This is a genomic window from Bradyrhizobium ferriligni (assembly GCF_056837965.1).
On sequence record NZ_JBXEJO010000092.1, the window covers coordinates 1 to 12,496 of the forward strand.

9 protein-coding genes are annotated in these 12,496 nt (G+C 65.4%); 2 read left to right on the top strand and 7 right to left on the bottom strand.

What is annotated here, in order from left to right:
* Positions 1–129: 129 nt before the first annotated feature.
* From AC1VNY_RS37285 to AC1VNY_RS37295, 3 genes are all read right to left on the bottom strand, one after another.
* Positions 130–975, bottom strand: a complete 846-nt coding sequence (locus AC1VNY_RS37285) for an IclR family transcriptional regulator (protein WP_482408903.1) — start codon at positions 973–975, stop codon at positions 130–132.
* 249 nt (positions 976–1,224) lie between these two features.
* A complete protein-coding gene (locus AC1VNY_RS37290) occupies positions 1,225–2,511 on the bottom strand; it encodes an MFS transporter (protein ID WP_482408904.1) in 1,287 nt (428 codons plus the stop codon).
* Positions 2,512–2,774: 263 nt separating this feature from the next.
* Positions 2,775–4,160, bottom strand: a complete 1,386-nt coding sequence (locus AC1VNY_RS37295) for a M20 family metallopeptidase (RefSeq protein ID WP_482408905.1) — start codon at positions 4,158–4,160, stop codon at positions 2,775–2,777.
* A 232-nt stretch (positions 4,161–4,392) separates the two neighbouring features.
* Here AC1VNY_RS37295 and AC1VNY_RS37300 point away from each other — a divergent pair, with 232 nt between their 5' ends.
* Positions 4,393–5,772, top strand: a complete 1,380-nt coding sequence (locus AC1VNY_RS37300) for an LLM class flavin-dependent oxidoreductase (protein WP_482408906.1) — start codon at positions 4,393–4,395, stop codon at positions 5,770–5,772.
* Positions 5,773–6,008: 236 nt separating this feature from the next.
* On the opposite strand, the gene AC1VNY_RS37305 is transcribed toward AC1VNY_RS37300, so the two are convergent.
* The 3 genes from AC1VNY_RS37305 to AC1VNY_RS37315 all read right to left on the bottom strand — a co-directional run bounded on the left by AC1VNY_RS37305 (position 6,009) and on the right by AC1VNY_RS37315 (position 9,585).
* Entirely contained in the window at positions 6,009–7,673 is a 1,665-nt protein-coding gene (locus tag AC1VNY_RS37305) for a thiamine pyrophosphate-binding protein (RefSeq protein ID WP_482408907.1), read from the bottom strand.
* Between the two features lie 130 nt (positions 7,674–7,803).
* Positions 7,804–8,322 carry a GFA family protein gene (locus AC1VNY_RS37310; RefSeq protein ID WP_482408908.1) on the bottom strand — a complete coding sequence of 173 codons (519 nt, stop codon included), beginning with the start codon at positions 8,320–8,322 and terminating at the stop codon, positions 7,804–7,806.
* 135 nt (positions 8,323–8,457) lie between these two features.
* The gene (locus AC1VNY_RS37315; RefSeq protein ID WP_482408909.1) at positions 8,458–9,585 is read right to left on the bottom strand and encodes an alkene reductase; all 1,128 of its coding nucleotides are present in this window, start codon (positions 9,583–9,585) and stop codon (positions 8,458–8,460) included.
* 161 nt (positions 9,586–9,746) lie between these two features.
* Between AC1VNY_RS37315 and AC1VNY_RS37320 the strand changes: the two genes are divergently transcribed.
* Positions 9,747–10,130 carry a winged helix-turn-helix domain-containing protein gene (locus AC1VNY_RS37320; RefSeq protein ID WP_016846469.1) on the top strand — a complete coding sequence of 128 codons (384 nt, stop codon included), beginning with the start codon at positions 9,747–9,749 and terminating at the stop codon, positions 10,128–10,130.
* 539 nt (positions 10,131–10,669) lie between these two features.
* Here AC1VNY_RS37320 and AC1VNY_RS37325 read toward each other — a convergent pair.
* Positions 10,670–12,166: an aldehyde dehydrogenase family protein gene (locus tag AC1VNY_RS37325; protein ID WP_283089427.1), complete on the bottom strand. Its 1,497-nt coding sequence runs from the start codon at positions 12,164–12,166 to the stop codon at positions 10,670–10,672.
* Between the last annotated feature and the right edge of the window lie 330 nt (positions 12,167–12,496).

Below are 12,496 nucleotides of genomic sequence, written 5' to 3' on the forward strand. Positions count from 1 at the left end.
GGGTGGGGGTATCTCCACGAGTCATATCGTGGATAGAGCCCCCATCCGCCGCGCTACGCGCGTCGACCTAAGAGCGAGCTTCGCTCGTCTCGACCCCGCAAGCGGGAGAGGTGAAGCAAGAAAGCGGCTTCAACCCATCTTCGCCGCGCGCCCGTTCTTCGGCGCCTGGGCCAGCGCGCGGGCCAGCACCTGGGCTTCCTTCTTCAGCATGTCGGCGAGTTCGCCTTCGCGGCTGCGGATGCGGTCGGACGCGGCGCCGATCGAGAGCGCGGCGACCACCTCGCCGGCATCGTCGCGGACCGGCACGCCGACGCCGCCCATGCCGGGAAACGCGGCGTCGATCAGCACGGTGTGGCCGGCCTTGCGCGCCATCGCGATCCGCTCGCGCAGGAACTTGGGCGTGATGCGCGGCGATTTCGCCAGCCGCGGCACGATCACCTCGATCACAGCCTCGATCTCGGCATCGGGCAGCCAGACCAGCAGCGCCAGCGCGCCGGCGCCGACGCCGAGCGGACGGCGGCTGCCGATCTGCAGATAGTTCGGTTGCAGCGGATGGTTGCCGACCGAGCGCGCCAGATAGAGCGCCTCGACGCCGGAGCGCACCGACAGCAGCGCCGTATCGGCCGAGCGCTCCGACAGCCGGAGCAGGCTCGGCTGCGCCAGCTCGGCGATGTCGACCGAACGGCGCGCGCCGACCGCCATCACCCGCGCCTCCTGGCCGAGCTCATAGGTCTTGGCGCCGGCGACCCGGCTGACGAAGCCTTCCTCGATCAGCGAGTTGAGGATGCGCAGCGCAGTCGCCTTGTTCAGCGAGGTGGTGTCGGCGATGTCGGTGAGCCGCAGCGGCGAGCGCTGCGCCAGCACGCGCAGGATCGCGCAGACCTTCTGGATCGCGTTGAACTTGTCGGGTTGGCCCGGCTCCGGCGGTGGCCTCTTGCGGCTGGTCCGTGCGGTCGCAGTCGTTGAGGCGTTCATGCCCTGGCCTTCCTTGCCGTCAATTCCAGATCCTGAACCGGGCACGACGAAGAGAGGCGCCCGGCGGACATCATCCTAGGACGGATGACGTGCGCCGGACACCGTATACTTTCGTCAGATGAAACTTTGATTTCGACTATCTACGTTGCTGTGCAACAATAAGGATATCTGAATTTCGCATCACGAAATCTGATGCGATTTGCGCATGATCATTTCGAAAAATCGCTTCGCACTTTTTCGGATCATGCACTACGCCAGCCGCAGCCTGCGGATCGTGAACAGCGCGCAGAGGCTGAGGATGCAGACCGCGGTGAGATAGTAGCCTGGCGCGAGTTCGCCGATCGCCACGAAGCCGCCCAGCCAGGTCATGATCGCCGGCCCCATGCCGCCGAACAATGTGACACCGATATTGTAGCTGAGACCGAGCCCGGTCGCACGCGTCGCCGCCGGAAACAGCTCCGACATCAGCGCGGCGAGCGGCCCGTAATACAGCGACTTGAGCACGCCGAGCCAGAGCACGCCGATCAAGATGATCACAGGCGTCGGCTTGCCGGTGAGCAAGAGGAAGGCCGGGAAGATCGACACCAGCAGCAGCAGCGCGAACAGGATCATGTGGGTGGTGCGTCCGATCTTGTCGGAGACCATGCCTGCGATCGGCGCCAGCAGCGCAACCGCGGTCTGCGCGGCGAACGAGGCGATGAAGCCGACCGACGGCGCGAGGTTGAGCGTCTTCACCACATAGGTCGGCATGTAGACGATCAAATAGTTGACCGCGGTCGACACCGCGAGCGCGCCGATCGCAAGCGTCGTGGCGAACTTCTGCCGCGCGAACACTTCCCTGACCGGCGATTCCTGCTTTGCGGCCGGCGGCGGCGTCGCATCGTCGACATGGTTGCGGATGTAGATGCCGACCGGGCCGATCAAGACGCCGAACAGGAACGGCAGCCGCCAGCCCCAGGATTGCAGATCCTCCGGGCTCATCAGCGAGGTCAGGAGCGCACCGAAGCCCGCGCCGAGCAGGCCGCTGACGCCTTGGCTCGCGAACTGCCAGCTCGCCACGAAGCCGCGCCGCTCCGGCATGTGCTCGACCAGGAACGCAGTCGAGGAGCCGAACTCGCCGCCGGCCGAAAAGCCCTGCACCAGCCGCGCCAGCAACACCGCGATCGGCGCCAGGATGCCGATGGTCTGATAGGTCGGCATCAGCGCCAGCACCAGCGTGCCGAACGTCATCAGCACGATCGACAGCATCAGCGAGGCCTTGCGGCCGTGCCGATCGGCATAGGCGCCGAGCACGACGCCGCCGATCGGGCGGATCAGAAACGACAGGCCGAAGCTGCCGAAGGTCAGGAGCAGCGAGGTGGTCGGATCATTGGCCGGGAAGAACGCCTTGGAGAGATACACCGCGAAATAGGCATAGACCGAGATGTCGTACCATTCGAGCGCATTGCCGACCGAGGTCGCGACGATCAGGCGGGTGATGTTTTTCTTGGTGGTGGCGTCTGGGCCGGACATTGCGGTCGGCGTCGATAGCGTCATCAGATTTCCTTTGCCAGTGCAGGCACCAGCCTTCAACTCGTCATAGCCGGGTATGGCTATTCAAGAACGGCGTCGCGTCCGCTCGCCTATGTGCTGACGATCCTCGTTTCCCCCCCCCCGTCATCCTGAGGTGCGAGCGGAGCGAGCCTCGAAGGATGCACGGCCCCGCCGGTGGCCGTCGATCCTTCGAGACGCGCGCAAGAGCGCGCTCCTCAGGATGACGGGGAAAATCAGGATGACAGGGAACAAGCGAGCCTCGCTCCTCACCCCTTGTGCGGCGCCTCGCCGAGATCCCAGAACAGGCCGGCCATGATAGTCAGCGCCTCCTCGGTCACCGGCAGCAGGATGTGCTCGTCGGGGGCGTGCTGCGAGCAGCCCGGATAGGAATGCGGCACCCAGATCGTCGGCAGGCCGAGGCCTTCGGAGAACACGTCGTTCGGCAGCGAGCCGCCGAAGTTCGGCAGCACCGCCGGCGCCTTGCCGGTGGTGGCGCGGATCGAGTTCGCCGCCCAGTCGATCCACGGACTGTCCATGTCGGTGCGCGAGGCGGCAAAGCGCTGCGTGCCAGAGACCTCGACCATCGGGAAACCGTTGTTGTGCAGATAATCCCGCACCGCGTCGATCACCTCGAGATGCCTGGTGCCGACGACGAAGCGAAGCTGCAGCACGGCATTGGCCTTGCCGGGAATCGCGTTGGCGGGCTTGTCGATATTGCCCGACGACATCGCCAGCACTTCCAGCGTGTTCCAGGCATAGAGCCGCTCCGCCGCGGTCAGGCCCTCCTCGCCCCAGTCTTCCGCCAGCGCCGGTTCGTCCGCGGTCGGCTTGACCTCGACGTCGGCGAGCGCGGCGCGGACGCGGTTCGAGATCGGCGGCGGTTTCAGGATCTCGAGCTTCATGCGGCCCTTGCCGTCGACCAGGCTCGCGATCGCGCTCGCCAGGATCGTGGCGGGGTTGGCGAGCACGCCGCCCCAATTGCCGGAATGGTTGCCGCCCTCGCGCAGATTGACGTCGAGATGGATGCGGTTGCCGCCGCGGCAGCCGAGGAAGATGGTCGGCCGCTCCGCCGACAGCCGCGGCCCGTCGGAGGCAATGAACAGGTCGGCCTTCAGCTCCTCGCGATGCGCCTCGCACACCTCGCGCAGATCGGGCGAGCCGATCTCCTCGCCGGTCTCGATGATGAACTTGGCGTTGAAGCCGAGCTTGCCGCCGCGCGCCTGCTTCACCGCGCGCAGCGCCGCCATGTTGATCGAATGCTGGCCCTTGTTGTCGGCGGTGCCGCGGCCATAGACGCGCTCGCCCTTGACCGTGGTCTGCCAGGGATCGAGCCCGTCGCGCCATTCGCCGACCATGCCGTCGACGACGTCGCCGTGGCCATAGGTCAGCACGGTCGGCCGCGAAGCATCTTCCTGGTAGTCAGCGATCAGATAGGGCCCGCGGCCGGTCGGCGACTCGATCAGGTGGGTCTTGAAATCGAGCTCGGCGAAGGCCGGCTGCAAATTCTCCACCAGATAGGCGCGCAGCGCATCGGCCTTGTCGGCATTCAGGCTCTCGGTCTGGTAGCCGACCCTTTGGTCCAGTTCCTTCAAAAACTGTCCCGATTGAAAATGCTCTCGCACGTTTGCGATTGCGTCGGCCCGTGTCGCCATGATTGTTCCTTCGTCCGGTCGCGTCTTGGCATGAACCCGTCGGACAAGCTGTGTCGCACACCCGGATCATGCTTCTGGAGGGGCGCAACCTATCGGGATCGGATCGCAACCGGAAGGGCACCAAATGCGAATGGGCCTTGCCAAAACGTGGGAAGTCGCACCAATTTGAGGCGGGACGCCTGATCGGGCAGCAATCGAAGCGGCGCTCACGGTTTCGACCAAGGTTTCGACAATGACAAAACAAATCCGGCTCAACGCCTTTGCCATGAACTGCGTGGCGCATCAGTCGCCGGGGCTGTGGACCCATCCGCGCGACCGCACCAAGGACTACAACAAGCTGTCCTACTGGATCGATCTGGCGAAGACGCTGGAGCGCGGCCGGTTCGACGGGCTGTTCCTCGCCGACGTGCTCGGCGTCTACGACGTCTATGCCGGCAATCCGGATGCGGCGCTGCGCAACGCGGCGCAGACCCCGGCCAATGAACCGTTGATGCTGATCCCGGCGATGGCCGCGGCGACGGAAAATCTCGGCTTCGGCGTCACCAGCAATCTCTCCTTCGAGCCGCCCTACCCGTTCGCGCGGCGGATGTCGACGCTCGACCATTTGACCGGCGGCCGGGTCGGCTGGAACGTGGTGACCGGCTATCTCGATAGCGCCGCGCGCGGCGCCGGCAAGGACAAGCAGACCGCGCATGACGACCGCTACGAGCTCGCCGACGAATATATGGAGCTGGTCTACAAGCTGTGGGAAGGCAGCTGGGAGGACGACGCCGCGATCCGCGACGTCGCGCGCGGCATCTTCACCGATCCGAGCAAGGTGCATCCGGTGCACCATGACGGCAACAATTACCGGCTCAACGCGATCCACCTGTCGGAGCCTTCACCACAGCGCACGCCGGTGCTCTACCAGGCCGGCACCTCGCCGCGCGGCCGGCAGTTCGCCGCCGAGCACGCCGAATGCGTGTTCATGTCGGGACCGTCGGCGAAGGTGATCGGCCCACGCGTCTCGGCGATCCGCGAGCTCGCCGCCACGAAGGGCCGCAACCCGGCCGAGATCCTGATGTTCTCGATGATGTGCATCGTGGTGGCGCCGACCGAGGCGGAGGCGAAAGCGAAGTACGCCGAGTATCGCAGCCATATCAGCCATGAGGGCGCGCTGGCGCTGATGTCGGGCTGGACCGGCGTCGACTTCTCGACCTATTCGCTCGACCAGGAGGTGCGGCACGTGCAGAACGACGCCGGCCGCTCCGCGATGGACAACGTCACCCGCGCCGATCCCGACCGGGTCTGGACCGTGCGCGAGGTCGCCGAGCATGTCGGCATCGGCGGCGCCGGCCCGGTGGTGGTCGGCTCGCCGGAGCAGGTCGCCGACAAGATCGAGCAATGGTTCGAGGACACCGACGTCGACGGCCTCAATGTCGCGTTTGCGATCTCGCCCGGCGATTTCGAGGACATCGCCGACATGCTGGTGCCGGAGCTCGTCAAGCGCGGCCGCTACAAGCGCGAGTATGCCAAGGGCACCTTGCGCGAGAAGCTGTTCGGCGCGGGACGAGCGAGGCTAGACGCGACGCATCCGGCTACACGGTATCGGGTGAAGAAGACGACGACGTAGCCACACCCGTCATTGCGAGCGAAGCGAAGCAATCCATCCTTCCGCGTGTGTGGAACGATGGATTGCTTCGTCGCTCTGCTCCTCGCAATGACGCGGCACACACATCTGCTGTACCGTCATCCTGAGGTGCGAGCGGAGCGAGCCTCGAAGGATCGACGGCCACCGGCTGGGCCGTCGACCCTTCGAGACGCGCTTCGCGCTCCTCAGGGTGACGGTGATAGAGGCGCCCCGTGCGCTCAATTCACCGAATTGCTCACCACCACCTCGATCAGCTTCGCACCGGGCCGGCTGAACGCCGACGTCATCACGCCTTTCAGCTCCTGCGGGTCGGTGACCTTGATCGCCTCGAGCCCGAGCGAGCGTGCGAGGGCAGTGAAGTCGACCGGCGGATCGATGAAGTCCATGCCGACATAATTGTCATCGCCGTGGAAGGCGAGCAGGCGCTGCTTGATGATGCGGTAGCCGCCATTGTTGACGATGACGAAGTTGAGCGGCAGCTTGTGATTGGCTGCGGTCCACAGCGACTGGATCGAATACATCGACGAGCCGTCGCCGGAATAGCACACCACCGGGCGCTGCGGATTGGCGAGGCTGACGCCGACCGCGGCCGGCAGACCCCAGCCGATGCCGCCGGATGCCAGCGCGTGATAGCCGTAGCGGTCGCGATGCGGCCGCAAGCCGATGATCTGACGCGACGAGGTCAGGCCTTCGTCGACCAGGATCGCGTTGTCGGGCATCGCCTCCACGACCTGCAGCGCGAGCCAGTCCGGATCGATCGGCGAGGTCTGGCTCGCCTTCGAGATCTGTTCGACCAGCGCCTTGCGCTTCGCCGCCCAGTTTTTGGTCGACAACGCCGCGAGTCCCTGCCTGGCACGCGTCTCCAGCGCGCCGCCGCCGGCCTCCTTCAACGCCGGGACCAGTGCGCGCAGCGTTTCCTTGACGTCCGCCTTCACCGCGATCTCGGCGCCATAGTTCCTGGCGAGGTCGCTGTCGACCAGCCCGACCTGCACGATCGAGAGCCCGTCCGGCAGCGGATCGACCTCGCTATAGACCGACATCCGCAGCGGATCACCGCCGAGCGCGATCAGAAGATCATGCGGCGCCAGCACGTCGCGCGCGACCTTCTGCAACCGCGCGATCGCGCCCATGAAGCTCGGGCTTTCGGACAGGAAGTGCGAACCATAAGGCGTCGGCGACTGCCAGGCCGGGCAGCCCAGCGCCTCGGCAAGATCGGCCGCCTCGCGCAACGCATCGCTCTTGACGATCTCGTCGCCGACGACGATGACGGGACGCTCGGCTTTCAGGATGCGCGCGGCCAGCGCCTTGAGCGAATCCTCCGACGGCCTCACCCGCGTGTCGATCCGGGTGGAGCGGCCGAGCTCGATGCCGGCTTCGGAATTGAGGATGTCGCCGGGCAGCGAGATGAACACTGGCCCGGTCGGCGGCGTGGTCGCGATCTTGGCGGCGCGGCGCACGATGCGCGGCAGGTCTTCGAGGCGCGTCACCTCGACCGCCCACTTCACCAGCGGCGTCGCCATCTGCACCAGCGGGCCATAGAGCACCGGTTCGGTCAGACCATGGCCCTGTTCCTGCTGCCCTGCGGTGAGGATCATCGGCGTGCCGGTGAAGCTCGCATTGTAGAGCGAACCCATCGCATTGCCGAGGCCCGGCGCGACATGAACGTTGCAGGCGACCAGCTTGCCGGAGGCGCGGCTGAAGCCGTCGGCCATCGCGACCACAAGGCTCTCCTGCATCGCCATCACATAGGTGAGATCGGGATGATCCTTCAGTGCGTGCATGATCGGCAGTTCGGTGGTGCCGGGATTGCCGAACAGATGGGTGACGCCCTCATCCTTCAGCAGCGCCAAAAATGCCGAGCGGCCGGTAATGCGATTTTTCATGTTCCCTCCAAGCCTGTCGGCGCGTTGGCCGACGGGGATCAAGGGAGATGACCAAACTTGCGCAGCTGGGGCAATCGAGCGAGCGGTCATGGCCGCATTCCGCGGGCGCGCGCCTGAGGCGAAGCACTTGCTAGAACATCCCCTCGCGCTCGCTGCGCTTCTTCTTTTTCGAGCGCTGCCAGACCACGCCGGGATAGCCCTTCAGCGGCACCAGCGGCTCGCCGGTATAGGCCCATTCCTGCAGTTCCTCGATCGCGATGTGATAGAGCGGCTGCCGGCCGGTGCGCCCCGAGAACAGCGCGCGCGGGATGTTGACCATGTGCGGCGACCGCGCGCGTTCGTAGATGATTGGCGTGCCGCAATTGGCGCAGAAGCTGCGCGCGGTCTTGCTTTTCGCATCCTCGTAACGCGACAGCTCGCTTTCGCCTTGCGTGATGCGGAAGCGCTTCTTCCAGCTGCCGACATAGGTCGCATAAACCGCGCCATGGGCGCGGCGGCTGGCGGCGGTGTGATCATGCCAGGCCCAGCGCGCCGGCACATCGATCTCGAACCGCACCTTGCCGCACAGGCACTGGCCGGCCGCGGGCTTCGCCAGCGCCACGGCTTTTGGTTTCTTGGTCGGCTCGAACTCGTCGTCTTCTGGAAACATCGCTGGTGCTCCACCTCTCACCGAAGGTGGAGCTATTGTAGCCCGGATGGAGCGAAGCGTAATCCGGGAACGCCGTATCCGCGGATACAAGCCCCGGATTTCGCTGCGCTCCATCCGGGCTACGGAGCGGCGAAGTTACGCCTGCGCCAATTCGTCGTGCACCGGATAATCCGTGTAGCCCTTCTCCTCGCCGGCATAGAAGGTGGCGCGGTTGTACTTGGTCAAGGGATAGCCGCGCTGCAGCCGGCGCGGCAGGTCCGGGTTGGAGATGAAGTAGCGGCCAAACGCGATCGCGTCGGCATGGCCTTCGGCGACCGCGCTCGCGGCGGTTTCGCCGACGAAATTGCCGGCGGTGATCAGCACGCCGCTCCACATCGGACGGTACAGCACCATCGCCGACGGTACGTTCTGCCAGTCGACCTCGGCGCGCCCGGTGCCCGAGGCGCGCGGCTCGATGAAATGCAGATAAGCGAGCCCGAGCTTGTCCAGCGCCGTGATGGCGTGGCTGTAGAGCGGCATCGGGTCGGCCTCGCCGCTGCCATTGGCGATGCCGTAGGGCGAGAGCCGCACGCCGACGCGGCTCGCGCCCCAGACCTCGGTCACCGCCTGCGTCACCTCCATCAGGAAGCGGACGCGATTCTCGATTCCGCCGCCATATTGATCGGTGCGCAGGTTGCTGCGCGACTGCAGGAACTGCTCGATCAGATAGCCATTGGCGCCGTGGATCTCGACGCCGTCGAAACCGGCCGCGAGCGCGTTCTTCGCGCCTTGCCGGTAGGCCTCGACCATCAAGGCGACCTCGTCGGTCTCGAGCGCGCGCGGCGCCTCGTAGTCGACCACCTTGCCGTCCGCCGTCATGCACTTGAACTCCGACGGGATCGCGACTGCCGATGGCGCCACCGGCACCGCGCCACCCGGCTGGAACGAGGAATGCGAGACGCGGCCGACGTGCCAGAGCTGCAGGAAGATCAAGCCGCCCTTGGCGTGCACGGCATCCACCACCTCGCGCCAGCCCGCGATCTGGGCCTCGCTATAGATGCCGGGAACACCAGGATTGCCGAAGCCGGTCGCGACCACCGGCGAGGCCTCTGCGATCAGCAAGCCGCCGGGCGTGGCGCGCTGCGCATAATATTCCGCGTTCATCGGCCGCGGCGCGAGGCTCGGCCGCGCCGCCCGCATCCGCGTCAGCGGCGCCATCACGACGCGATGTTCGAGCTGGTAGGGACCGATCTTGAGCGGAGAGAACAGCGACGGAGGATTCATGCCTGCCCCAATTAATCTTGTGTCATTTCCCGTTGTAGTCTGGGCATGATCCGCCCGGAAAACCGGTACCCACTTTTCCGGATCATGCCCGTTATCTAACGGGTTCATCTTGTTCATGAAAGCGGGTAGTGGCAATCTGTTGCCACGAGAACAGGTCTCCCATGTCGAAATCGAGCGCCTCATCGCTCCCCTCCCTCAGCGTCCGCATCGACCTCGATGCCGAGGACCGGATCGGGCCGGGCAAGATCCTGCTGCTTGAGCGGATCAAGGAATGCGGCTCGATCTCCGCCGCCGGCCGCGCCATGGACATGAGCTACAAGCGCGCCTGGGACCTGGTCGACGAGATCAACCGCATCTGCCGGCAGGCGGCGGTGGAGCGGCAGACCGGCGGCAAGAATGGCGGCGGCGCGGTGCTGACCCCGTTCGGCCTCTCCTTGGTGGCACGCTACCGCAAGATCGAGCGCGACGCGGCAAGCGCCGTGCGCAAGGACCTCGAGGCGCTGCGCAGCGACATCGGCAAGCCGAAGAAGGCCGCCGGGCGGTAAACGCAGGAACCGGCGGCTGCAGCAAGGGGCGCTTACGAAAATATCGAAAACAACCCCATGCAAAGGAGCCGGCGGCGGCCGGCGCTCGACGAGGCAACTTGACGCGTCGGGCAAATCAGGGATATTCTTCTAATATTCCGAAATCATGTGGGCGTTGGGGTGAAGGGCTTCCCTTCTGCGAGCACGCCGAAAATTGAGACCTGTACCCCCTCACCCGGATTGCATCTTCGATGCAACATAGCCGAAGCTTAGCTTCGGCGTCGATTTCATGGACGGCCGCCGAAGGCGGCCTATGCCTCTCCCCGCAAGCGGCAGGGCTATCGCATTTCGTGGCGGTGCCCTCGTGGCCATCCTTCGAGACGCCCGCCTTCGGCGGGCTCCTCAGGATGAGGTCTGGTTTTGCGGCAAGATAGTAGACCCTCATGGTGAGGAGCGCCGCTTGCGGCGCGTCTCGAACCACGAGGCCGACCGCTTGCGCGGTCGCCAAGACGGTAGATGCGATACCTCTCCCCGCAAGCGGGGAGAGGTAAGAAGCAGCGCTAGCCGGTCTTGATCCAGACGGCCTTGACGTTGAGATACTCCTCGACGTGCTGCTTGCCGGACTCGCGGCCGTAGCCGCTCATCTTGTAGCCGCCGAACGGCACCGCCGGATCCATCGCCTGGTAGCAATTGACCCAGACCGAACCGGCGCGCAGCGCCTTGGCGACCTGGTGCGCCTTGCTGACATTGGTGGTCCAGACGCCCGAGCCGAGGCCGAAGGTGGTGGCGTTGGCGCGCTTGATCAACTCTTCCGGATCCTTGAACGAGATCGCCGAGATCACCGGACCAAAAATCTCCTCCTGCGCGATGCGCATGTTGTCCTGCACATTGGCGAACACGGTCGGCTGCACGAAATAGCCCTTCGACAGCGCGCCCTCGGTGAGACGGCCGCCGCCGGCAAGCGCCTTGGCGCCCTCCTTCTGGCCGATGTCGAGATAGCCCGAGACGCGGTCCATCTGCTGCTGCGACACCAAGGGACCAATCTGGGTGTTGGGATCGAGGCCGTTGCCGACCTGCAGCTTCTTGCCGAACTCGGCGACGCGGCCGACGAATTCGTCATAGACCTTCTGCTCGACGAACAGCCGCGTGCCGGCGCTGCAGATCTGGCCGGAATTGGCGAACACCGCCATCGCAGCTCCCGGCACCGCGGCGTCGAGATCGGCGTCGGCGAACACGATGTCCGGCGACTTGCCGCCGAGCTCGAGCGAGACGCGCTTGAGGTTGCCGGCCGAGGCGCGGATGATCGACTGTCCCGTGACGTGCGAGCCGGTGAAGGCGACCTTGTCGACATCCGGATGCGAGGCGAGCGCGGCGCCCGCGGTCTCGCCATAGCCCGGCACGACGTTGACGACGCCGGGCGGAATGCCGGCCTCCATGCAGAGCTCGCCGATGCGCAGCGAGGTCAGCGGCGATTCCTCGGCCGGCTTCAGCACCACGGTGCAGCCGGTCGCGATGGCGGGGCCGATCTTCCAGATCGAGGCGGTCAGCGGCCCGTTCCAGGGGATGATGGCGCCGACCACGCCGATCGGCTCCTTCAGCGTGTAGGAGAAGATCTCACCGGGCAGCGAATTCTCGATGGTCTCGCCGTGGATCGCGGTCGCCTGGCCGGCATAGTAGCGCAGCATGCCGAGCGCGCGCAGCCGGTTGCCGCGGGTGCGGCTGATCGGTGCGCCCATATCGAGCGTGTCGAGCTGAGACAGTTCCTCGAAATTGGCTTCGACAAGTTCGGCGAGCTTGAGCAGCATGTTCTGCCGCTCGAACGGCTTCACCTTGCTCCAGGGCCCTTCGAACGCGCGGCGCGCCGCCGCGACCGCACGGTTGATGTCCTCGGCATCGCCCTCGGCGACCGACGCGAGCAATTCACCGGTGGCCGGATTATGCGTCTCGAATTTCTTGCCGGAGGCGGCGTCGACCCATTTGCCGTCGATCAGCATCTTCTTGTAGGAGCCATCGGCATAAGGATGGCGCGTGATCGGAATAGCCTGCGAAACAGCCATGTTTGCACTCCCTGTCAAATTGTCGGCTGAGGTCTTTTGGAAGCGTTATATGCCGAATTCTACAGCGCAGACGCGAAACCGTAAAGCCGAGCCGGCGTTGATCGGGACGGCACGTACGAAAACCTCCCATGCGCGCACGTGCATGGTGCGCGCGGTATGCTCGATCACGGCCTCGTGGTTCGAGACGCGCGACGTTGCCGCGCTCCTCACCATGAGGGTCTGATATAAGACCTCATCCCGGCGCAAAGGCTTTGCCTTTGTCGCTGGAGCAGCCGCGAAGCGGCGTCTCGAAGGATGAAGCCACCGAACTGCACTATACCCTCAGCCACA

Excerpts from the sequence above, each read along its gene's own strand:
- AC1VNY_RS37295 (WP_482408905.1), bottom strand. The coding sequence starts at position 4,160 with ATGGCGACACGGGCCGACGCAATCGCAAACGTGCGAGAGCATTTTCAA.
- AC1VNY_RS37325 (WP_283089427.1), bottom strand. The coding sequence starts at position 12,166 with ATGGCTGTTTCGCAGGCTATTCCGATCACGCGCCATCCTTATGCCGAT.
- AC1VNY_RS37305 (WP_482408907.1), bottom strand. The coding sequence starts at position 7,673 with ATGAAAAATCGCATTACCGGCCGCTCGGCATTTTTGGCGCTGCTGAAG.
- AC1VNY_RS37315 (WP_482408909.1), bottom strand. The coding sequence starts at position 9,585 with ATGAATCCTCCGTCGCTGTTCTCTCCGCTCAAGATCGGTCCCTACCAG.
- AC1VNY_RS37300 (WP_482408906.1), top strand. The coding sequence starts at position 4,393 with ATGACAAAACAAATCCGGCTCAACGCCTTTGCCATGAACTGCGTGGCG.
- AC1VNY_RS37290 (WP_482408904.1), bottom strand. The coding sequence starts at position 2,511 with ATGACGCTATCGACGCCGACCGCAATGTCCGGCCCAGACGCCACCACC.
- AC1VNY_RS37320 (WP_016846469.1), top strand. The coding sequence starts at position 9,747 with ATGTCGAAATCGAGCGCCTCATCGCTCCCCTCCCTCAGCGTCCGCATC.
- AC1VNY_RS37285 (WP_482408903.1), bottom strand. The coding sequence starts at position 975 with ATGAACGCCTCAACGACTGCGACCGCACGGACCAGCCGCAAGAGGCCA.
- AC1VNY_RS37310 (WP_482408908.1), bottom strand. The coding sequence starts at position 8,322 with ATGTTTCCAGAAGACGACGAGTTCGAGCCGACCAAGAAACCAAAAGCC.